This is a genomic window from Teichococcus rhizosphaerae, assembly GCF_002631185.1.
Classification (GTDB): Bacteria; Pseudomonadota; Alphaproteobacteria; order Acetobacterales; family Acetobacteraceae; genus Pseudoroseomonas; species Pseudoroseomonas rhizosphaerae.
The window spans coordinates 1-21679 of sequence record NZ_PDNU01000001.1 but is presented as its reverse complement, the minus strand read 5'-3'; the positions used below and the strand labels follow the sequence as shown (position 1 = coordinate 21679).

The 21679-nt window shown below is 72.2% G+C and carries 20 protein-coding genes; 4 read left to right on the top strand and 16 right to left on the bottom strand.

The features are described from left to right. The first annotated feature begins 1 nt into the window (after position 1). Positions 2-1213 carry a CaiB/BaiF CoA transferase family protein gene (locus tag CR162_RS00100; protein ID WP_099093505.1) on the top strand — a complete coding sequence of 404 codons (1212 nt, stop codon included), beginning with the start codon at positions 2-4 and terminating at the stop codon, positions 1211-1213. Positions 1214-1259: 46 nt separating this feature from the next. Here the strand turns inward: CR162_RS00100 and CR162_RS00095 are convergent, their stop codons facing one another. Next, positions 1260-1751 carry a DUF3597 domain-containing protein gene (locus CR162_RS00095; RefSeq protein ID WP_099093504.1) on the bottom strand — a complete coding sequence of 164 codons (492 nt, stop codon included), beginning with the start codon at positions 1749-1751 and terminating at the stop codon, positions 1260-1262. A gap of 234 nt (positions 1752-1985) precedes the next feature. Here CR162_RS00095 and CR162_RS00090 point away from each other — a divergent pair, with 234 nt between their 5' ends. The 3 genes from CR162_RS00090 (at position 1986) to CR162_RS00080 (ending at position 5226) form a co-directional block, all read left to right on the top strand. Beyond that, a complete protein-coding gene (locus CR162_RS00090; protein ID WP_099093503.1) occupies positions 1986-3200 on the top strand; it encodes an NADP-dependent isocitrate dehydrogenase in 1215 nt (404 codons plus the stop codon). A gap of 149 nt (positions 3201-3349) precedes the next feature. Further along, positions 3350-4051, top strand: coding sequence for a DUF599 domain-containing protein (locus CR162_RS00085; protein ID WP_099093709.1), 702 nt, complete (start codon positions 3350-3352; stop codon positions 4049-4051). Positions 4052-4515: 464 nt separating this feature from the next. Continuing rightward, positions 4516-5226: a phosphatase PAP2 family protein gene (locus tag CR162_RS00080; protein ID WP_099093502.1), complete on the top strand. Its 711-nt coding sequence runs from the start codon at positions 4516-4518 to the stop codon at positions 5224-5226. Here CR162_RS00080 and CR162_RS00075 read toward each other — a convergent pair whose 3' ends face one another. From CR162_RS00075 to CR162_RS22260, 15 genes are all read right to left on the bottom strand, one after another. Then, complete coding sequence (locus CR162_RS00075; protein ID WP_099093501.1) at positions 5227-6711, bottom strand: ATP-binding protein; 1485 nt, start codon at positions 6709-6711, stop codon at positions 5227-5229. A 145-nt stretch (positions 6712-6856) separates the two neighbouring features. After that, positions 6857-7330 (bottom strand): DUF6644 family protein, encoded by a 474-nt coding sequence (locus CR162_RS00070; RefSeq protein ID WP_099093500.1) that lies wholly within the window; start codon positions 7328-7330, stop codon positions 6857-6859. Between the two features lie 4 nt (positions 7331-7334). Then, positions 7335-7724 carry a DUF6152 family protein gene (locus CR162_RS00065; protein ID WP_099093499.1) on the bottom strand — a complete coding sequence of 130 codons (390 nt, stop codon included), beginning with the start codon at positions 7722-7724 and terminating at the stop codon, positions 7335-7337. A gap of 52 nt (positions 7725-7776) precedes the next feature. Further along, positions 7777-8730, bottom strand: coding sequence for a DMT family transporter (locus CR162_RS00060; RefSeq protein ID WP_099093498.1), 954 nt, complete (start codon positions 8728-8730; stop codon positions 7777-7779). A 188-nt stretch (positions 8731-8918) separates the two neighbouring features. Beyond that, positions 8919-10094: a phosphoserine transaminase gene (locus CR162_RS00055; RefSeq protein WP_099093497.1), complete on the bottom strand. Its 1176-nt coding sequence runs from the start codon at positions 10092-10094 to the stop codon at positions 8919-8921. 60 nt (positions 10095-10154) lie between these two features. Continuing rightward, positions 10155-11003 carry a PhzF family phenazine biosynthesis protein gene (locus CR162_RS00050; RefSeq protein WP_099093496.1) on the bottom strand — a complete coding sequence of 283 codons (849 nt, stop codon included), beginning with the start codon at positions 11001-11003 and terminating at the stop codon, positions 10155-10157. 70 nt (positions 11004-11073) lie between these two features. Next, positions 11074-11889, bottom strand: coding sequence for a bifunctional hydroxymethylpyrimidine kinase/phosphomethylpyrimidine kinase (gene thiD / locus CR162_RS00045; RefSeq protein WP_099093495.1), 816 nt, complete (start codon positions 11887-11889; stop codon positions 11074-11076). Next, entirely contained in the window at positions 11889-13298 is a 1410-nt protein-coding gene (gene glmM, locus CR162_RS00040; RefSeq protein WP_099093494.1) for a phosphoglucosamine mutase, read from the bottom strand. Before glmM ends, thiD begins: the two co-directional genes overlap by 1 nt. A gap of 92 nt (positions 13299-13390) precedes the next feature. Next, the gene (gene folP / locus CR162_RS00035) at positions 13391-14440 is read right to left on the bottom strand and encodes a dihydropteroate synthase (RefSeq protein WP_099093493.1); all 1050 of its coding nucleotides are present in this window, start codon (positions 14438-14440) and stop codon (positions 13391-13393) included. Positions 14441-14562: 122 nt separating this feature from the next. Continuing rightward, complete coding sequence (ftsH, locus tag CR162_RS00030; protein ID WP_099093708.1) at positions 14563-16485, bottom strand: ATP-dependent zinc metalloprotease FtsH; 1923 nt, start codon at positions 16483-16485, stop codon at positions 14563-14565. A 116-nt stretch (positions 16486-16601) separates the two neighbouring features. Then, a complete protein-coding gene (gene tilS, locus CR162_RS00025; RefSeq protein WP_176559654.1) occupies positions 16602-17786 on the bottom strand; it encodes a tRNA lysidine(34) synthetase TilS in 1185 nt (394 codons plus the stop codon). A 68-nt stretch (positions 17787-17854) separates the two neighbouring features. Continuing rightward, positions 17855-18721 carry a YbgF trimerization domain-containing protein gene (locus tag CR162_RS00020; RefSeq protein WP_099093491.1) on the bottom strand — a complete coding sequence of 289 codons (867 nt, stop codon included), beginning with the start codon at positions 18719-18721 and terminating at the stop codon, positions 17855-17857. Between the two features lie 139 nt (positions 18722-18860). Beyond that, positions 18861-19361 (bottom strand): peptidoglycan-associated lipoprotein Pal, encoded by a 501-nt coding sequence (gene pal / locus CR162_RS00015; RefSeq protein WP_099093490.1) that lies wholly within the window; start codon positions 19359-19361, stop codon positions 18861-18863. A gap of 142 nt (positions 19362-19503) precedes the next feature. Further along, positions 19504-20898: a Tol-Pal system beta propeller repeat protein TolB gene (gene tolB / locus CR162_RS00010; RefSeq protein WP_099093489.1), complete on the bottom strand. Its 1395-nt coding sequence runs from the start codon at positions 20896-20898 to the stop codon at positions 19504-19506. Further along, on the bottom strand, positions 20895-21679 hold a 785-nt coding region (locus CR162_RS22260), incomplete at its 5' end, for a hypothetical protein (RefSeq protein ID WP_099093488.1). The genes tolB and CR162_RS22260, both read right to left, overlap by 4 nt.

The window sequence follows — 21679 nt, the reverse complement described above, 5'->3', positions numbered from 1 at the left end:
CATGATGACGCACGCCAACCCCAAGGCTTTCCCCAAGGCCTCCACGGCCCTTTCGCGCTTCACCGTGCTGGATCTGACGCGGGTCCGCTCCGGCCCCACCTGCGTCCGCCAGCTGGCCGACTGGGGCGCGCAGGTCATCAAGATCGAGATGCCCGAGGGCATCGACGCCGGGGATCCGATGGGCGGCCCGCGCCAGGGCCCGGACTTCCAGAACCTGCACCGCAACAAGCGCGGCATGACGCTGAACCTGAAGGACCCGGACGGCGTCGCCCTGTTCAAGCGCATGGTGGAGAAGGCGGATGTGGTGGTGGAGAACTTCCGCCCCGACGTGAAGTCCCGCCTCGGCATCGACTATGAGGCGCTCGCCGCCGTCAACCCGCGCATCATCCTGGCCTCCATCTCGGGCTTCGGGCAGGACGGGCCCTATGCCAACCGCCCCGGCTTCGACCAGATCGCCCAGGGCATGGGCGGGCTGATGTCGATCACGGGCCTGCCCGGCCAGGGTCCGGTGCGCGTCGGCATCCCCATCGCCGATCTCTGCTCCGGCCTCTTCGCCGCGCAGGGCATCATGGTGGCGCTGCTGGAGCGCGAGGTGAGCGGCAAGGGGCAGTGGGTGCAGACCTCGCTGCTGGAGGCGCAGATCTTCATGCTGGACTTCCAGGCGGCGCGGTGGCTGCAGGCGCAGGACGTGCCGAAGCAGGCGGGCAACAACCATCCCACCAGCATCCCCACCGGCGTGTTCAAGACCCGCGACGGGCACATGAACATCGCCGCCTCCGGCCAGCGCATCTGGGAGCGGCTCTGCCAGGTGCTGGGCAAGCCGGAATGGACCAAGGACCCGCGCTTTGCCACCGGCAGCGCCCGCAGCCAGAACCGCGATGCGCTGAACGCCGAGATCGAGGCCGTCACCGTCACCGACGACATGACGGCCTGGGTCGAGAAGATGAACGCCGCCGGCGTGCCCTGCGGCCCGATCTACACCATCGACCAGATGTTCGGCGACCCGCAGGTGAAGCATCTCGGCATCGCCCGCCACCTGAACGGCGGCAACGCGGCGCAGGACTATGTGGGCCAGCCCTTCCGCCTCAGCCGGACGCCGAGCGAGGTGGTGGCCCATCCGCCCGCCCTGGGCGAGCACACGGACGCCATCCTGGCCGAGCTTGGCCTCTCGGCCGACGAGATCACCGCGCTGCGCGGCCGCCAGGTGGTGTGACCAGCCGCGCCGCCCCGTGCCTTCCGGCGCGGGGCGGCCGCTTTTCTCAGTCCTTGAGGTCGGCCGGCACCTTGCCGCCATTCTCGGCCAGCTTGCGCATGACCTGCTTGTGCAGCCAGATGTTCATGCTGGCGCTGTCGTCCATGTTGCCGGAATAGCCCAGCTCCTTCGCCAGCTCCTTGCGGTTCTGCAGGCTGCTGTCGAGCTCGAGCAGCTTCATCAGGTCGACGATGGACTGGCGCCAGTTGAGCGACTGCCCGTTCTTCGACGCCATCTCGCTCAGCACGGCCTCCACGTCCACCGGCTCGGCGGAGATCGGAGCCGCGTCGGACGTGGCGGCCGCGGCGCCGCTCGCCATGGCGCCGCCCGGTGCGGGCGGGGTGGTGGGCGCCGGGTTCGGCGCGGCGGCGGAACCGGCGGGGATCTCGGAGGCGGTGGGCTTCACCTGCTCGTCGGCCACCGGGGCGGTGGCGCCGGGCTGCGAAGCCTCGGCCTTGCGTCCCATGATCTTGGAAAGGATCGAGCCGAAGATGCTCATGGGCGGGGTGTCCTTCTTGCCGGCACAGGATTGCGCCCGGGACCAGGTAACGCGTGCCGGCCGGTGGCGGTTTGCGCCCTCCCCGCCACCGCGCGGGCGCGCCGGAACGCCCCAGGGCACCCTTGCCCCTTGCAGCGCCCGGTGCGATTGTCCGCGCCACCTGTCGCCAGAATGTCCCGGCCGCGCTCCCAGGCGGCCCTGGCGGCGAACACAGGCGTCCAGACGAGGATCAGCATGGCCAAGATCAAGGTGAAGAACCCCGTCGTCGAGCTCGACGGCGATGAGATGACCCGCATCATCTGGGGGTTCATCAAGGACAAGCTGATTGTCCCCTACCTGGATGTGGACCTGAAGTACTACGACCTCGGCATCGAGTACCGCGACCAGACCGACGACCAGGTGACGGTCGATGCCGCCAACGCCATCAAGCAGTACGGCGTCGGCGTGAAGTGCGCCACCATCACCCCGGACGAGGCGCGGGTGAAGGAGTTCGGCCTGAAGAAGATGTGGAAGTCGCCCAACGGCACGATCCGCAACATCCTCGACGGCACCATCTTCCGCGAGCCCATCATCTGCCAGAACGTGCCCCGCCTGGTGCCGCACTGGTCGAAGCCCATTGTCGTTGGCCGCCATGCCTATGGCGACATCTACCGCGCCGTCGAGATGAAGGTGCCCGGTCCCGGCACCGTCAAGATGACCTACATCGCCGAGAACGGCGAGGCGCAGGAGATCGGCCAGTTCGACTTCAAGGGCGCCGGTGCCGCGATGATGCAGCACAACCTGAACAAGTCGATCGAGGGCTTCGCCCGCGCCTCCTTCAACTACGGCCTGGCGCGCAACTACTCGGTGTACTTCAGCCACAAGAACACCATCCTCAAGGCCTATGACGGCAACTTCAAGGACATCTTCCGCGCCATCTACGACGCCGAGTTCAAGGCGGAGTTCGAGAAGCGCGGCCTGACCTATGAGGACCGCCTGATCGACGACATGGTGGCCTCCGCCCTGAAGTGGGAAGGCGGCTACATCTGGGCCTGCAAGAACTACGATGGCGACGTGCAGTCCGACATCGTGGCGCAGGGCTTCGGCAGCCTCGGCCTGATGACCTCCGTGCTGCTCTCGCCCGACGGCAACACGGTCGAGTCCGAGGCGGCGCATGGCACGGTGACGCGCCACTACCGCGAGCACCAGAAGGGCCGCGAGACCAGCACGAACCCGATCGCCTCGATCTTCGCCTGGACCCGTGGCCTGGCCTATCGCGGCAAGTTCGACGGCACGCAGGACGTGGTGGACTTCGCCAACGCGCTCGAGCAGGTCTGCATCGAGACCGTCGAGAGCGGCTACATGACCAAGGACCTCGCCGTGCTGATCGGCAAGGACCAGCCCTGGCTGAACACCCAGAACTTCCTCGCCAAGCTGGACGAGAACCTGAAGAAGAAGATGGGCCTGTAAGGCTCCCCTCTTCTCCGGAGGATCAGGAAGCGGGCGCTCCAGGGCGCCCGCTTTTTTCATGGGCTCCGGGCTCCACGGGCGCGGGGCCCGCACCAGCCCCGCATGCGGCGGGCTGCGGCAATGGCCGCGGCGATGCTATGCAGCCCGCCATGCTCCTTCCGCTCACGCCGCTCGACTGGCTCGCCCTCGCCGTCTTCACCGCCTGCTGGATCGGCTATTCCGCCGTGGTGGACCGGGTGCCCAGCATCCGCTCCCGCAGCGTCATCGCCGCGATGGACGAGCACCGGCGGCGCTGGATGCGCTCCGCCCTCACCCGGGACAACCGCATCAGCGACATCAGCATCATCGGCAACCTGATGACGTCCACCTCCTTCCTGGCCAACACCAGCATCTTCATCCTGGGCGCGCTGGTGGCCATGCTGGGCACGCCGGATCTCGGCCGCCGCGTCTTCGGCGCCGTGCCCTTCGCGGAGGTGCCGCCGGAGGACGCGGCCTGGGAGATCCGCGTCTTCCTGCTCATCTTCATCTTCGTGCGCGCCTTCTTCGAGCTGACCTGGGCGCTGCGGCAGTTCAACTACACCAGCATCTGCGTGGGCGGGCTGGGAGAGACGGAGGAGGCCCTGCCGCAGGCCCTGGTCGCGGCCGAGGTGGCCAACCGCGCGGCGCGCCACTTCAACACCGGGCTGCGGGCCTATTACTTCGGCCTCGCCGCCCTGGCCTGGATCCTCCATCCGGTGGCGCTGATCATCAGCAGCCTTCTGGTGCTGCGCGAGCTGCACCGGCGGGAGTTCCGCTCGGTGGTGCGCGATGCCCTGACCCAGCCGCCCGGCCAGCCCGCCAGGCCGGATTGAGCCGCCCCGCCACGGCGCCTGGCCACCGGCTCCTGAGCTGAGGCTCGACCGCTCCAGAACGTGATCGGCGCAGGGAGGCGCCGCGGCGGGTTGCCGCCGCGAGCGGGACCGCCACTCCCGAAGCCATGGGAGCTGCCGCCTCCACCTACCTGGAGGATGTTCCTGAAGCAGCCCAAACGGTTTGCGGGGAGGACAATCCTGACCCGCACAACCGGAGGAAGCAATCTGCCTGCCTTCTCGCGGGTTTGCCCGCTGTTCCGCTGACCAGTCTGTGACCGCCATGCCGGCCAGAGCGCCTTGCCAAGCTCTGCTTGCGGAACCCTATTGTGTCAAAATTGTTGCAGACCAGTGGCAGCGTCTCAGGACATGGCCTGGGCGACAGGAAATCGGGGCCGGAACAAGCCGGAGCCCGGTCATGGCGGCGCGATGAACAGCCTGAAGGCGGGCCAAAGGACAAAACGGCAATGCTGCAGGCGTTGGACCTCTCGGTCCTGCATTTCTTCAACGGCTTTGCCGGCGAGAGCTTCGCTCTTGACCGCATCATCTTCACCCTGACCAACAACCACCTGTTCAAGACGGCACCCTTCGTCGCCGCCTTCTGGTGGATGTGGTTCACCGATCTCAGCCCCAACCGGCGGGACGGGCGCTACCTGGCCTTCGCCGGGCTGGGCGGCGCCATCCTGGCGGCCGCGCTTTCCCGCGGGGTGCAGAACCTGATGTGGGAGCGCCCGCGCCCCATCCACAACCTCGACCTGGAGATCAACACGCTGCTGGGGCTGGAGGAGGGCTACCTCGCCAACTACAGCTCCTTTCCCAGCGACAACGCGGCGATGACCTTCGCCATGGCGCTGGCCATCTTCATGGCCTCGCGCCGGCTCGGCGTGCTGGCCTTCCTGTGGGCGCTGGTGGTGGCCTGCATCCCGCGCGTCTATGCCGGCTTCCATTACCCGAGCGACATCCTGGGCGGTGCGCTGCTGGGGCTGGCGGTGGTGGTGCTGGTGGTGCGCTCCGGCCTGACGCAGCGCCTGTTCGGCATGGCGCTCGGCTTCCAGCGCCTTTCCCCCGGCCTGTTCTACGCCGCCGGCTTCATCGCCACCTACCAGGTGGTCACCTTCTTCGACGCCACGCGGGAACTGGGGCAGAAATTCACCTCGCTGATGGAGATCCTGCTCTGATCAGCCGGCGGCGCCGGGGTCGCCCGGCGCCGTTTCCCAGCCAAGCCCCACCAGGGCGAGGATGCGCCGCCCCTGCGCGTCGGGGCGCAGCACGATGGCGCCCTGCTCCTCCATATAGGCCAGCACCCGCCGCGCCCGCCCCGCCGAGCGGGTGCCATAGGCCTGGGCGATGGTGGCATCCGATGGGCAGGGCAGCCGCTCCAGCGCCGCGCGGGCCAGCATCAGGAACACGCCCTGCATGTCCTCCGGCAGGGCGGCGGCGCGGGCTTCCGCCTGCCGCCATTCCTCGCTCTCCGCCGCCTCGGCGCTGATGCCGGCGCGCGCCACCGCCAGCATGCGGCGGAAGGCCGGGATCTCGGGCGGCCTGCCGGGCACGGCGTGGATGCGCAGCCGCACCAGGAAGTCCTGGTAGAGCACGGAGGTGGTGCGGAAGGCCGCCTCCGGCTCGGCCAGCACCTGGCGCAGAACCTCCTCCAGCTTCCGCTTGCGCGCGGCGCGCTCCTCCGGCGTCGGCTCCGGCTCGGCGCGGGGGGCGGGCATGGTGGGGCGGGCCTGGGCGAGCTGGGTCAGGATGTCGGGCGGCGGCGGCGCGGGGATCCGGCGCGGCGGCGGGCGCGGCGCCTCGGGCTCCGCCGCCGCGGCCAGGATCAGCTCGCGCGCCTCCTCCGGCGCCGTCTGCGGCAGCGGGATCAGGCCGGGATTGCTGCCGCGCGACTCCGTCTCCACCGCCCCGATCTGGATCGCCACCGGGCGGCGGGAGAGCGCCGGGCCCAGCGCCACGAAGCTGCCGCGCGGCAGGTCGCGGAACATCTCCGCCTGGCGCCGCTCCATGCCCAGCAGGTCGGCGGCGCGCGCCATGTCGATGTCGAGGAAGGTGCGGCCCATCAGGAAGTTGGAGGCCTCGGCGGCGACGTTCTTGGCCAGCTTGGCCAGGCGCTGGGTGGCGATGATGCCGGCCAGCCCCCGCTTGCGGCCGCGCGACATCAGGTTGGCCATGGCGCCGAGCGAGGCGCGGCGCGCCTCGTCCGACACCTCGCCCGCGGCGGCAGGGGCGAAGAGCTGCGCCTCGTCCACCACCACCAGCATGGGCGACCAGTGGTCGCGCTCGGCATCGAACAGCCCGCCGAGGAAGGCGGCGGCGTGGCGCATCTGCCCGTCCGCGTCCAGCCCCTCCAGGTTCAGCACCACCGAGACGCGGTGCGCGCGCACCCGGTCGGCGGCGCGCTGCAACGCCGCCTCCGTGTGCTGCGAGGCGTCGATCACCAGATGGCCGAAGCGGTCGGCGAGCGTCACGAAATCGCCTTCCGGGTCGATCACCGCCTGCTGCACCCAGGGGGCCGACTGCTCCATCAGCCGGCGCAGCAGGTGCGACTTGCCGGAACCGGAATTGCCCTGCACCAGCAGCCGGGTGGCGAGCAGCTCCTCCAGGTCGAGAAGGCCCGCCTGCCCCGTCGTTGTCCTGCCCATGTCGATGCCGACCGTCATCCCGCACTCCGCCTGTTCAGGGCGCGGAGCTATAGCGGATCGGGCAGAACAGGGCACGGAGCCCATGGCCGGTTTTTCCCAGGATCGGTTCTTCCCCAAGATCGGTTCTTCCCCAAGCCTGGGCGGAGGCGCCGGCGGCGCTGCCTCAGAGAAAGCCGATCCAGCGCCCGGCCAGCACGGCCGCGCTCCAGAGCAGCAGGGACAGCAGCGCCGCCACGCGCAGGGCGGCGCCGGCATGTCCGCCGGCCAGGGCACGCCGCCAGGGCGCGCCGCGGTGCAGCGCCAGGGCGTTCAGCGTGCCGGCCAGCACCAGGGCCAGCTTGATCTGGAAGGCCGGATTGCCGAGATAGGCGCCGGGCGAGACGCTGAACAGCAGCAGCCCCGTGGCCAGAGCCAGCGCCAGCCCCCACCCCGCCACGCGGGAAAGCGGACCCGCCAGATGCGCCAGCGGCACGGCGCGGAACGCTCCCAGCAGCCGCATATCCAGCGTGGCGATGGCACCCAGCAGCAGCCCGATCGCCAGGATGTGCGCCGCGTTGGCCAGCGGATAGGCGATGGCCGAACGGCGCAGCGCGCCGCCCGGCCAGGCCGCCAGGGCCTCGATCCATTCCAGCCCCACGCCCTCAGTCGCCGCGGATGCGCTCGGGATAGATGTCGTAGCTGCGGCTGGCGGTGCGCAGGCGCACGGCCTTCATCCGCTTCTCATCGCCTTCGCGCGCGCGGTTGCCGAGGGCGGTGACGCCGTCTCCCACCCGGACCGAGCCTTCGGTGAAGCCGGCCCGCCGCGTCTGCGAGGGGTTGCCGAGTTCCACCACCCAGAGAACGCCATCCGCCGCCTCCACCCGCAGCGTCGGGTGCGGCGGGCCGATGAACACCTCGCGGACGGTGCCGCGCAGTTCCATCTGCTCCGATTCCGCCCAGGACCAGCCATGATGCGCGGCCGCTCCGGAAGCGCCGAGCACCGTCATCGCCAAGCCGCCCGCAAGATTGGGCAGCAGCCGTCTCGCCGCCATGCCTTCCTCCCGTTTCGATGCCAGACGATACCAGATCTGGGGTGGCGGCCGCTCATGTCGACAGGGGCCGGGCGCGCAGCCGCGCCGGGGCGGGCCAGCGCACCGTGCCGAGCGCGACACCGCCCAGCACCAGCGCCATGGCCACGGCATGGTAGGCGTGCAGGCTCTCGCCCAGCAGCGCGGCGCCCAGCGCCAGCGCATAGGCAGGAATAAGATACATCGACATGCTGGCCCGCGCCGCGCCGACCTGGCTGACCACCCGGGCAAAGGCGCCATAGGCCCCGATCCCCGCCACCAGCCCGAGGAACAGCATGCCCCACACCGCGCGCACATCCAGTTCCGGCACGCCAAGGCTGGACCATTCCAGCAGCAGCAGCGGCGCCATGCCGAGCGCGCCGCCCGCCGCCACCACCCAGAGCAGCAGCAGCGGCGGCAGCCCCACCGGCCGGTGCCGCAGCAGCGCCGTGTAGCCGGCCCAGGCCAGGATGGCGCCGAACATCAGCGCGTCGCCCGGGTTGAACTCCAGCCGCAGCAGCGCCGCGAGATCGCCCCGGAAGGTGGCGATGGCGATCCCGGCAAAGGCGCAGGCGATGCCCCCCACCACGGAAAGGCGCAGCGGCACGCCCCACACCACCCGCTCGATCAGCGCCACCAGCAGCGGCGACATGGCGGCGATGAGGGCGATGTTGCCGGCGCTGGTATAGGCCGCCGCGCCATATTGCGGCGCCACGCTGACCACGCCGCCGAGCAGCGCCAGCAGCGCCAGGATGCCGGCGGGCGCCCGGCGCAGCGCGCCCCGCCGCAGCGGCGCCCACACCACCGGCAGCAGCACCAGCGCCGCCACCAGCCAGCGGCCGAAGCCCAGCGTCACCGGCGGCACCAGGCCGCTGAGCCAGCGGGCCGCCACCATGTTGCTGGCAAACAGCAGCGGCGCGCAAAGGAACAGGAACACCAGTACCCAGCGCGGCCCGGACGGGCTTTCGGCGGAAAGGGATGCCTGTTGCATGGCGGTGGCCTCGGCGGTTCGGTCGTGGCCGCCAGCCTAGGCGAAATGCGTCAGGCATTCTTACCGAACTGCCGTGCACCGGGAGCCCGTTTCGGAAGCTCCTTCGGCGCAGCGGGAAAATCCGGAAGGATTTTCTTCTCTCGGGGAAAAAGGAGGCAGGATGTCCCGCAGAACGGGACCGCCTCCCCTCAGCCCGGGCGGAACTCGGCCTCCACCGCATCCATGGCCCAGTCCACCCAGGGCAGCAGGGCGCGGAGGTCCTCCGTTTCCACCGTGGCGCCGCCCCACAGGCGCAGGCCGGGCGGCGCGTCGCGGTAGGGCGCCACATCCAGCCCCACCCCTTCGGCTTCCAGCCGGGCGGCGAGGGATTTCGTGGCGCGGGCCTGGGTGGCCTCGTCCAGCGCGGTGAACCAGGGCGCCACCAGCCGCAGACAGATCGAGGTGCAGGAGCGCGTCTCGGGCCGCTCGGCCAGGAAGGCGAAGCGCCCCTGCCCCGCCACCCATTCCGCCACCGCGGCGAGATTGGCCTCGGAGCGCGCCACCAGGGCCGGCAGGCCGCCGATGCCCTCGGCCCAGCGCAGCCCGTCCACCGCGTCCTCCACGCAGAGCATGGAGGGAGTGTTGATGGTGTCGCCCTGGAAGATGCCCTCGATCAGCTTCCCGCCCTTGGTCATGCGGAAGATCTTCGGCAGCGGCCAGGCGGGGCTGTGGGATTCGAGCCGCTCCACCGCGCGCGGCGACAGGGCGATCATGCCGTGCGCCGCCTCGCCGCCCAGCACCTTCTGCCAGGACCAGGTGACCACATCGAGCTTCCGCCAGGGCAGGTCCATGGCGAAGGCCGCCGAGGTGGCGTCGCAGATGGTGAGCCCCGCGCGGTCATCGGCGATCCAGTCGCCATGCGGCAGGCGCACGCCGCTGGTGGTGCCGTTCCAGACAAAGACGCAGTCCCGCGCCGGGTCCACCTGGGCGAGGTCCGGCAGCTGGCCATAGGGCGCCTGGATCAGCCGCGCATCCGGCAGGCGAAGCTGCCTCGTGATGTCGTTGGCCCATTCCGCCGAGAAGCTTTCCCAGGCGAGCACGTCCACGCCGCGCGGGCCCAGCAGCGACCACAGCGCCATCTCCACCGCCCCCGTGTCGGAGGCGGGCACGATGCCGAGGCGCCAGCCCTCCGGCATGCGCAGCACCGAGCACGACAGGGCGATGACCTCGGCCAGCCGCGCCTTCGGGTCCTTCGCCCGGTGGCTGCGGCCGAGCAGCGCGCCTTCCAGCGCCGCCAGCGACCAGCCCGGCCGCTTGGCGCAGGGGCCGGAGGAGAAGCAGGGATTGGCCGGGCGGCGGGTCGGCTTCGGATGGGGCTGCGCCATGGGCGTGGAACTCACTCGCTGCAAGAGGCCGGGCGGGTTTGCGCCCGCCGGCCGCGTCGATCAAGGCCGGGGCAGCGCCACGCTGCCGCGCGCATAGAGCACCGCGTGCCCGCCCATGCGGACGCGCCCGCCCGTCCGCTCGCACCAGAGCGTGCCGCCCCGCGCGCTGGCCTGGCGGCAGACCAGCGCCTCCCGCCCCAGCCGGTCCGCCCAGAAGGGCACGAGCTGCACATGCGCCGCCCCCGTCACCGGGTCCTCGTTGATGCCGACGCGGGCGGCGAAGTAGCGCGAGACGATGTCGTGCACCCCGTCATCCCCCGGTGCCGTGGCGATGACGCGGGCACCGGCATGGCCGGGGTCCGGCAGGGTGGCGACGCGGTTGTGGTCCGGCGCCAGGGCGCGCACCGTCTCGGCCTTGTCGAACAGGCAGATCCAGTCCCGCGCCTTCCACACCTCGCGCGGCACGGCGCCGAGCGCGGCGGCCAGCCCCTGCGGCGCGCAGCCCGCGCGGCGCGGCGGGTTGGCGGGGAAGTCGAGCACGAAGCGGCCGCCTTCCCGGCTGACGCCCAGCATGCCCGAGGCGGTGCGGAAGCGCAGCTCCCCCGCCTGCCCCAGCTCCGTCGCCAGCACGAAGGCGGTGGCCAGTGTCGCATGGCCGCAAAGCGCCACCTCGGTGGTGGGGGTGAACCAGCGCAGGTGCCACTGGCCCGGCCCGTCCGGCACGAAGAAGGCGGTCTCGCTGAGATTGTGCTCCGCCGCCATGGCCTGCATCAGCGTGTCCGGCAGCCAGGCGTCGAGCGGCACCACGGCGGCGGGGTTGCCGGCGAAGGGCCGCTCGGCGAAGGCATCGACCTGGAACACCGGCACGCTGCGCGGCAGGGCGGCGGGATGGGGCGGGTGCGTGCTCATGGACGGGGTCCGGTGCGTGTTCCGCCCCAGCTTGCCCGAACCCGCAGGCGGCCGCGAAGGCCGCGCGGCGTCATGCCAGGGTTGCGAGCCGCGCCGGGTCCAGCGTCACGGCGTGGTTCAGCGGGCCATGCCCTTTGCCAAGGCCCGGCGCCTCGCGCAGCGCCGCCCGGACATAGGCCCGGCCGCGCGCCACCGCGTCCCGCATGGAAAGGCCCTGCGCCAGCCCCGCCGCAATGGCGGAGGCCAGGGTGCAGCCCGTGCCATGGGTGTGGCGGCTGTCGATGCGCCCGCTCTCGAAGGTCTCGATGCCGCCGGTGGTGGCCAGCACGTCCACCAGCGTCTCGCCCGGCAGGTGGCCGCCCTTCAGCAGCACGGCGGGCGCGCCCATCTCCAGCATCCGCCGCGCCGCCGCCACCATCTCCTCCACCGTGGAGACGGGCTGGCCGGCGATGATCTCGGCCTCCGGCAGGTTCGGCGTCAGCAGCGCGGCCAGCGGCAGCAGGCGGCGGCGCAGCGTTTCCACCGCCTCGGGCGCCAGCAGCGGGTGGCCGCCCTTGGCCACCATCACCGGGTCCGCCACCAGCGGGATGTCGCGGCCATGCGCCGCCACCGCGTCGCACACCGCCTCGATGGTCAGCACGTCGGCCAGCATGCCGGTCTTCAGCGCGTCGGCGCCGATATCCTCCAGGCTGAGGCGGATCTGCAGCCTGATGAAGTCGGGCGGCACGCCCTGCACGGCATGCACCCCCAGCGTGTCCTGCGCCGTCAGCGCCGTGATGGCGGTGGCCGCATAGGCACCGAGCGCCGTGCAGGCCTTGATGTCCGCCTGGATGCCCGCGCCGCCCCCGGAATCGGAGCCGGCGATGATCAAAACGCGGCCGCGCATCAGGCGCCGCCCTCCACCGTGGCGTCGGCGGCGGGGCGCTCGGCCACCGCGCCGGCTGCGGCGCGGGCGCGGATCAGCGCGGCCAGGCCCTGCACCGTCTCCTCCACCAGCGCGTCGTCCTCCGCCTCGGCCATGACGCGGATCACCGGCTCGGTGCCGCTGGCGCGGATCAGCACCCGGCCGCGCTGGGCGAGGCGCGCCTCGGCGGCGGCGATGGCCTCCTGCACGGCGGGGTCCTTCAGCGGGCTCGCGCCGGCATAGCGCACATTCACCAGGCGCTGCGGCAGCGGCGCGAAGCTGCGGCAGACGGCGCTGGCCGGCCGTCCTTCCTCCGCCAGCACTGCCAGCACCTGGAGCGCGGCCACCAGCCCGTCGCCGGTGGTGCCGAAATCGCTGAGGATCATGTGGCCGGACTGCTCGCCGCCCAGGTTGCAGCCGGTCTCGCGCATCCGCTCGGAGACGTAGCGGTCGCCCACCCTGGTGCGCAGCAGCTCCAGCCCCTGCCCTTTCAGGAACCGCTCCAGCCCGAGATTGGACATCACGGTGGCCACCACCGCGCCGCCCTGCAGCCGCTTCTGCCGCGCCCAGGACTGCGCCACCGCGGCCAGGATCTGGTCGCCGTCGATGATCTGGCCCTGCTCGTCGGCCAGCACGAGGCGGTCGGCGTCGCCGTCGAGGGCGATGCCGAGGTCGGCGCGGCGCTCGCGCACCAGCTCGGCCATGCGGGCCGGCGCGGTGGAGCCGCATTCGCGGTTGATGTTGAAGCCGTCGGGTGCCACGCCCAGCGGCACCACCTCGGCGCCCAGCTCCCACAGCACGGTGGGCGCCACCCTGTAGGCGGCACCATTGGCGCAATCGACCACGATGCGCATGCCGGACAGGCTGCGGCCCTTGGGGAAGCTCGCCTTCACCGCCTCGATGTAGCGGCCGGGCGCGTCCTCCAGCCGGCTGGCGCGGCCGAGGCGCGAGGGCGGCACGAGCCGGGCACCGAGATCGCCCGCCATCAGCGCCTCGATCTCGGCCTCCTCGTCATCCGAGAGCTTCAGCCCGTCCGGGCCGAACAGCTTGATGCCATTGTCCTCGAAGGGGTTGTGGCTGGCGGAGATCATGACGCCGAGATCGGCGCGGAGGCTGCGCGTCAGCATGGCGATGGCGGGGGTGGGCAGCGGCCCCACCAGCACCACGTCCATCCCGGCACCGACGAAGCCCGCCGTCAGCGCCGGCTCCAGCATGTAGCCCGAAAGGCGCGTGTCCTTGCCGATGACGACGCGGTGCCGGTGCGCGCCCCTGTTGAAGAAGAGCCCGGCGGCCTGGCCCAGGCGCAGCGCCGTGGAGGCGTCCATCGGCGCCCGGTTGGCGACCCCCCGGATGCCATCCGTGCCGAACAGGCGGCGCACTGCTTCACTCATGCCGGCCTTCTCCCCTGGACCAGAAACCTCGCGGCCGCTGCTGTAGCGGCGGGAGGAGGAGCGAGGCAAGCGAGGGGGCTCGCGCGCCATCCTCAGCCCAGCTCGGCCGAGGCGCCGTCGGTGCAGGCGCGCCACATGCGCAAGGCCCGCACCGTTTCCGCCACGTCGTGCACGCGCAGGATGCTGGCGCCGGCGGCGGCCGCGGCCTGCGCCACGGCAAGGCTGCCGGCCAGCCGCTCATCCGCCTTCTCCACCCCCGTCACCTGGCCCACGAAGCGCTTGCGCGAGGCGCCCACCAGGATGCGGCAGCCGATGCCGGCCAGCAGCGGCAGGCGTTGCAGCAGCAGCAGGTTCTGCGCTCCCGTCTTGCCGAAGCCGAGGCCGGGGTCGATGGCCACGCGCCCGCGCGGGATGCCCAGCGCCTCCGCCGTCTCGACGCGCTGGCGCAGGAAGCGGGCCACCTCCAGCACCACGTCGGCATAGGCGGTTTCCTGCTGCATGCGGCGCGGGTCCAGCACCGGCATGTGCATCAGCACCACCGGCGCCCGTGCCTCCTGCACCACCCGCACCGAGGCGGGCTCCTGCCGCAGCGCGGTGACGTCGTTGATGACCTCGGCCCCCGCATCGAGGGCGGCGCGCATGGTGGCGGCGTGGCGGGTGTCGATGCTGACCACCGCCGCCTTGGCCAGCTCCCGCACCACCGGCAGCACCCGCGCCATCTCCTCCTCCGCCGTGACGGGCGGGGCGCCGGGGCGGGTGCTCTCGCCGCCGATGTCGAGGATGTCGGCCCCCGCCTCCAGCATGGCATGGCCGGCGGCGATGGCATCGCGCGGGTCGAGATGCTGCCCGCCATTGGAGAAGCTGTCCGGCGTGGTGTTGAGGATGCCCATCACCAGGGGGCGGTCGTTCGGCAGGCCGGCGAAGGGGAGCGGGCGGCGCGTCAGCAACGGCAGCAGCTCCTCCCAGGCGAGGGGCAGCTCCATGATCGGGTGGATGCCGAGCTCCCGCCCCTCCTCGATCAGCCGGACCAGCGGAAAGGCCGCCGGGCCGCCGGCCAGCGGCAGGGCATGGCCGTCCCGCACGGCCTGCAATGCCACCGGGCCGTGCAGCAGGCCGACCGGCTCGATCCAACGTTCGACCATCTTCCCGTCCCTCACCAGCGGCCAAAGAAAAAGGGCCCCGTTTCCGGGACCCTTTCCTTATCGCAGCTTCTCGCCAGGGAGCCAGAGGGGGCAGGCGCCAACCGGCGGCGCCTGGCGGTGCCTCAGGCGCCGGGCTGCGGCGCCGGGTTGCCGAAGCCACCCGGGCGGGTGGGCCGGCCGGAGCTGGGCACGCTGCCGCGCCCGGCGGAAGTCGGCTCGTCGGGGCGGTTGCGCACCACCGGCTCGCCCTTGATCACCTGCCGGATCTCGTCGCCCGAGAGGGTCTCGTATTCCAGCAGGCCCTTGGCCAGGGCGTGCAGTTCCTCGATGTTGGTCTGCAGCGTGTGCTTGGCGCGGGCATAGGCGTCGTCGATGATGGCGCGGACCTCGCTGTCGATCTCGCGCGCGGTGGCTTCCGAGACGTTCTTGGACTGCGTCACGGAATGGCCGAGGAAGACCTCCTGGCTGTTGTCGCCATAGGCGATCATGCCGAGCTTCTCGCTCATGCCCCACTCGGTGACCATCATCTTGGCCTGGTTGGTGGCCATCTTGATGTCGCCCGAGGCTCCGTTGGACACCTTGTCGGCGCCGAAGATCAGCTCCTCGGCGACGCGGCCGCCCATCGCCATGGCGAGTTCCGCCTTCAGCTTGCTCTTGTGCTTGCTGTAGCGGTCGCCGGCCGGCAGGGACATCACCAGGCCCAGCGCGCGGCCGCGCGGGATGATGGTGGCCTTGTGGACGGGATCGCACTCCGGCTCGTGCAGGGCGACAAGGGCATGGCCGGCCTCGTGATAGGCCGTCATCTTCTTCTCGTCGTCCGACATGACGAGGCTGCGGCGCTCGGCGCCCATCAGCACCTTGTCCTTGGCCTGCTCGAACTCGTACATGCCGACGGTGCGGCGGCCCGAGCGGGCGGCGAGCAGCGCCGCCTCGTTGACGAGGTTGGCGAGGTCGGCGCCCGAGAAGCCCGGCGTACCGCGCGCGATGGTCTTGGGATCGACGTCGGAGGCCAGCGGCACCTTGCGCATGTGGACGCGCAGGATCTTCTCGCGGCCCGAGACGTCGGGGTTCGGCACCACCACCTGGCGGTCAAAGCGGCCGGGGCGCAGCAGGGCGGGGTCCAGCACGTCCGGGCGGTTGGTGGCGGCGATCAGGATCACGCCCTCATTCGCCTCGAAGCCGTCCATCTCGACCAGCATCTGGTTGAGGGTCTGCTCGCGCTCGTCATTGCCGCCGCCGAGGCCGGCGCCACGGTGGCGGCCCACCGCGTCGATCTCGTCGATGAAGATGATGCAAGGGGCATTCTTTTTCCCTTGCTCAAACATGTCGCGCACGCGGGAGGCGCCGACGCCCACGAACATCTCGACGAAGTCGGAGCCCGAGATGGTGAAGAAGGGCACGTTGGCCTCGCCGGCGATGGCGCGGGCGAGCAGCGTCTTGCCGGTGCCGGGCGGGCCCACCAGCAGCACGCCCTTGGGGATCTTGCCGCCGAGGCGCTGGAACTTCTGCGGGTCGCGCAGGAAGTCCACGATCTCCTCGAGCTCCCCCTTGGCCTCGTCGATGCCGGCCACGTCCTCGAAGGTGACGCGGCCCTGCTTCTCGGTCAGCAGCCGGGCGCGGGACTTGCCGAAGCCCATGGCGCGGCCGCCGCCGCCCTGCATCTGGCGCATGAAGAAGATCCAGACGCCGATCAGCAGCAGCATCGGGAACCAGGACAGCAGGTAGTGGAAGAGCGGGTTGACGTCGCTCTCCTCGGGCTTGGCCACCACCCGCACGCCCTTGTCGGTCAGGCGGCTGACCAGGGCGGGGTCCTCGGGCGTGTAGGTGCTGAAGGTGCGGCCGTCCGAGAGCTGGCCCGTGAGGGTGCGGCCCTGAATGGTCACGTCCCGCACCCGGCCGCCATTCACCTCGTTCAGGAAGTCGCTGTAGGCGACCTGCTGGCCGGTCTGGCGGTTGGAGGAAGAAGGTTGAAAAAGATTGAACAGCGCCACGAGCAGCAGCGCCACAATCACCCAAAGCGCCAGATTGCGGCCGAAATTGTTCACCGTGCGGTTCCCATCCGTGTGCCGGCCCGAGGAGGCATCCTGGCCCGGCGCCATGACAAGATAGGGCGCCCGGCGCCATTCTGAAACCTTGCCGCGCACGTCATCTTGCCTGGATGTCATTTATACGCGCACAACGGCCCGCCGGAGGGAACAAAATCGGCCTGGGCGGGCAACCCATGCGCGAGGGGCGGCACCGAAACCGCCACCCCGCCCCGCCACAGGGCCGGCAGCCCGGCCAGCACGCGCGCCGGCAGGCCGCGCCTCGCCGCCCGCGGCAGGGCGGCAGCCCCCGCGCTCCCCAGGGCGCCCAGCAGCAATCCCGCCTCCGGCAAGGAGCCGCGCAGCCGCCAGCGGCCGTCCCACAGCGCGCCGGGCTCCGCCGGCACGGGGGGCGCGCAGGCGGCAGGCTCGCGGCACAGCACCCCGCCCGACCACAGCACGCCATGCAGCGTGCCCCCGCCCCGCGCCAGCAGGGCCCGCACCGCCGCCCCGGCCGGCGCGTGCTCCTCGCCCGAGAGAAGCCGCAGCACCGCGGAGAGCGCCGCCTGCGCCACCGCATCCTGGCCCAGCGCCGCCCCATCCAGCTTGGCCCAGCCTTCCGGTGCCGGCGCCAGCGCGGCGGCGAGGCGCCCGGCCACCGCCGCCTGCCGCCGCGCCCGGCGGGTGGCGAAGGCCGCCGCCGCCCCGGCCAGCGCCGCGACGCGGGGGCCGGTGCCCTCGGGGTCGGCGAGCGACATGCGCAGCGCCGCGCGGGTGAAGCGCGGATCGGCATTGGAGGGGTCGCGCAGCGGTGCCAGCCCCTCCGCCCGCAGCAGCGCCTCCAGCGCCACCGGCGGCACATCCAGCAAGGGCCGCAGGATCATGGCAGCCTCGGCCGCCCGCAGCGGCGCCATGCCGGCGAGGCCCGCCTCCCCGCTGCCCCGCAGGGCGCGGAACAGCACCGTCTCCGCCTGGTCCATCCGGTGCTGGCCGAGCAGCAGCCAGGGGCGGCCCAACGCCGCGCAGCGCGCGAGCATCGCCGCCAGCCGGCCCGACCGCGCCCGCTCCTGCACCGCGGCGCCACGTGGCAGGAACAGCTCCAGGATCTCCGAGGCAATGCCCCGCCCGGCCAGGGTGCGGGCCGTCCAGGCCGCTTCCCCGGCACTTCCGGCCCGGAGGCCATGATCGACGACCAGCGCCAGCACATCCCCCCCGCGCGCCGCGCAGAAGCGGGCGGCCAGCAGGGCCAGGGCCAGGGAGTGCGGCCCGCCGGAAACGCCCACCGCCATGCGCGGCGCCGGGCCGAAGGGGCCGAGCGCCATCATCCGCGCCTCGAAGCCAGAGCAGAGGTCCGGGGAGGCGCCGCCTCCCCCCGCCTCCCCGCGCAGGGTCAGCGGCAGCCGCCGCGCTTGCGCGCCTCGGCGGCGCGCTCGGCCAGGTTGCCGGACAGGCGCGGGAACTCGCTGCGCATGTCGTCGAGCGTGGCGCAGGCCTCGCGCTTGGCGCCGAAGCCGAGGAAGGAATTGGCAAGGCCCAGCATCGCCTCCGGCGCCCGGCCGCTGGCGCGGTTGCGGCGGTAGGCGTCGTCATAGGCCAGGGCGGCGTTCTGGAACTCGCGCTTCCCCAGCAGCGCATCGCCCAGCAGGATCTGCGCGTCCTGGGCGCGGGCGGTGTTGCGGGCGGAGATCACCTCGCGCGCGGCGGCCTCGGCGGCGGCGTAGTCGCGGCGGGAGAGGGCGTTCTGGCCGTCGGCCAGGGCACGCTCGGCAGTACGCGGAGCGGCGGGCGCGGGCGCCGCGGGGGCCGGCTCGGCCTCGCTGCGCTGGGCCGGGCGGGAGGGCGGCGCGGCGGCGGGCGCGCGGGCGCCGCCCTGCTCGAGCTGCTGCAGGCGGTAATCCATGTCGCCTTGCAGCTTCTCCAGCGCCTGCTGCGTGGTGCGGCCGCGATACTCGGATTCCTGCACCTGGCCGCGCAGCCGGCGTACCTCCTCCTCCAGCGCACCCACCCGCTCCAGGAGCTGGCTCAGGAGCTCGGGCGAGCCGCCGGTCACGCCGCCGCGCCCGGGCGGCGCCACCGGCACGGGCGCGGCATAGCCGCCTCCCCCGCTCCGGCGCAGCATGTCCAGCTCCTGCCGCAGCTGCAGGATCTGGTTCTGCAACGCGATGCCCTCGCGGCTTTCCATCTGCCCCATGGCCGGCGTGGCGCTCAGGAGGGGAGCGGCCAGCAGCGGGGCGAGGAGCAGGAACTTGCGAAACATGGCCTTGTCCTTCCGGTGGCAGGGCTATGGTCGGCGGAACGAAAAACGGCGGCACCCATTGTCATGGGTGCCGCCGCTTCTCTCAGCCACCCGCTCCCGCGTCAACGCACGGCGTCGGCAGGAAAGCGGGTGGCGCGCCTCAGCGGACGACCGTCACCGCGCGGCGGTTCTGCGCCCAGGCGTCGGCCGAGGAGCCGAGCGCCGCCGGGCGATCCTTGCCGTAGGAGATCACGCTCAGGCGGCCGGAGGAGACGCCGTTCGCCACCAGCACGTCGCGCGCCGAGCTGGCGCGGCGCTGGCCGAGCGCCAGGTTGTACTCGCGGGTGCCGCGCTCGTCGGCATGGCCCTCGACCACGACCTGCACCTGCGGGTACTGCGCCAGCCAGGCGGCCTGCCGCTCCAGCGTGGTGCGCTGGTCGGCGCGGACGCTGCTGCTGTCGGTGTCGAAGAAAACGCGGTCGCCGACATTGGCGACCAGGTCCTCCTGGCTGCCGGGGCGGATCTGGCCGGCGCCCAGGCCGCCCATGCCACCCGCACCGCCGGCGGCGCCGGCGCCGGTGGCGGCACCCGAGGTGTCCTCGCTCGCGCAGGCGGTGAGAAGGGCGGCGGCGGCAAGAGCGCCAAGAAGCTTGGTCTGCATAATTTCGATTCCTGTGTCAGATCGAATTACGGCCGCGGTTACGCTGCGATTGAGGCGTGTTCAAGGCAGACAAACCACCGTGCCAGGAATGGTTGCCCCTCGGCAAACGCATCGCTCCTGGCACGGGTTTATCAACCTTCGGTTACGAGGACAGCAGGGGCGACCAGCTCGGATCCGTGGCATCCGTGGGCGTGATGATCTGCCGCTCGTTGAAGCCCGCGATGTCGATCATCGCCAGCCGGGCGGAATAGCCGCTGCCGCGGGAATCGCGCGCCGGGCTCTCGCGGTAGAAGGTGAGCACGCGGCCGTTCGGCGCGAAGCTCGGCCCTTCCATGCCCCAGCCCTCCGACAGGATGCGCTCGCCCGAGCCGTCGGGCCGCATCACGCCGATGCCGAAGCGGCCGCCGGAGATGCGGGTGAAAGCGATCAGGTCGCCACGCGGCGACCAGACCGGCGTGGCGTAGCGGCCATTGCCGAAGGAGATGCGCCGCGCGCCGCCGCCGCCCGCGTCCATCACGTAGAGCTGCTGGTCGCCGCCGCGGTCGGAGTTGAAGACGATCTGGCTGCCATCGGGCGAGTAGCAGGGCGACACGTCGAGCCCGCCGCCCGAGGTGAGCTGCCGCTCGCGGCGCGAGGCGAGGTCCACCACATAGATGTTGGCGTCGCCGCCGCGCGCGGAGGACAGCACCACGTTGCGCCCATCGGGGCTGAAGCGCGGCGAGAGGGTCATGCCCTGGAAGTTGCCCAGCACTTCCTGCCGGCCGCTGTCCAGGTTGAACAGGTAAACCCGCGGCTGGTTGTTGTTGTAGGACATGAAGGCGATCTGCCGCGCATTGGGGTGGAAGCGCGGGGTCAGGGCCTGGAAGGAGCCGTCCGTCAGGAAGCGGTGGTTCTCGCCGTCCTGGTCCATGATGGCGAGGCGGCGGACGCGCCGGTCGCGCGGGCCGCTTTCGGCGATGTAGACGATGCGGGTGTCGAAATAGCCCTTCTCACCCAGCATCCGCTCATAGATCACGTCCGAGATGACGTGCGCGATCTGCCGCCAGTTGGCGGCGGCGGCGGTGTAGGCGGTGCCCTGGAGCTGCTGCTCGGAGCCCACCTCCCACAGCCGGAACTCGATGCGCGCGCGGTCTCCCTGCGGCTCGGCGCGGCCGGTGACCAGCGCCTGCGCGCCGATCACGCGCCAGTCCTGGAAGCGCGGCGCGGCGGCGGCGGCCTCGGGGGTCTGGATGTAGGCCGCGCGCTCCACCGGCCGGAACAGCCCCGAGTTCCGCAGGTTGTTGGCGATGACGCGGGTGATGTTCTGGCCGAGCTGCTGCGCGGCGGGCGAGCCGCCGGCGAAGTCGGGCAGCGCGATCGGGATCGGGTCGGTGCGGGCGCGGGTGATGTCGATCACCTGACCGCCGGCCGCGGTGCCGCCCGGGACCGGGGCCTGCGCGCGGGCGCGCGAGGCGGCGCCGAGGATCGGCATGCCCACCAGCCCGCCCAGACCCATCAGGGCCAGGCGGCGGGACAGGGAAAGGTTCTGCTGGGTCATCGGACGAGGCCCCTCGGGTTGAATCGGAAGGTCGCGGCGTTCAAGGACGGGATCTTCTCGCGTGGCACGGGCAGCGGGCTGCATTTCTGGTCGAGCAACGCGCGGCGCGCGCTCTCGTATACGGCCCGCGCGCGCGGCTCGGAGGGAATGCTGCTCGCCGGGCGGACATTGCGTATGACCCCGCCGGGGTCGATGTCCACCCGCAGCTCGACCACGATCTGGTCAAGTCCGAGCATCCCCGCATCGACCGACCAGCAGTCGCTGATCCGCTCCGAGACGCCCCTCACCTCGCCCGCCGTCAGCAGCGCGGCGCCGGAGGGGGCGCCGCCGCCGGCGGCCGGGGCGCCGCCCTGGGTGGGGCGGGTGCGCGGCGGCTGGTTCTGCTGCTGCGCGGCGCGCAGCCGCTCCAGCGTGCTCAGCACGGACTGGCTGCGATCGGCGGTGTTGCGCGTGGGCGGCGTCTGCCCGGTGCCGGGCTGCGTCGCCGGCTCGCGGGCCGGAGGTGCGGTGCTCGGCGCGGTGGACGCGGGCGTCGGCGGCGCGGGTGGGGCGGGCGGCGGCGGCAGGGGCAGCGGCGGCCCGGGCTGCGCGGCCGCCTGCTGTTGCGGCTGGGGCGGCGCGGGCTGCGGGCGCTCGGGCTGCTGCGGGCGTTCGGGCTGCGCCTGCTGCGGCTGGGGCGGTGTCGGCGCGGGCGGCGGCGGCACCGGCAGGGGCGGCGTCGGCAGCGGCGGCGTGGGCGATGGCGCGGCCGCCGGGTCGGGCGGCGGCGCGGGCGTCGGGC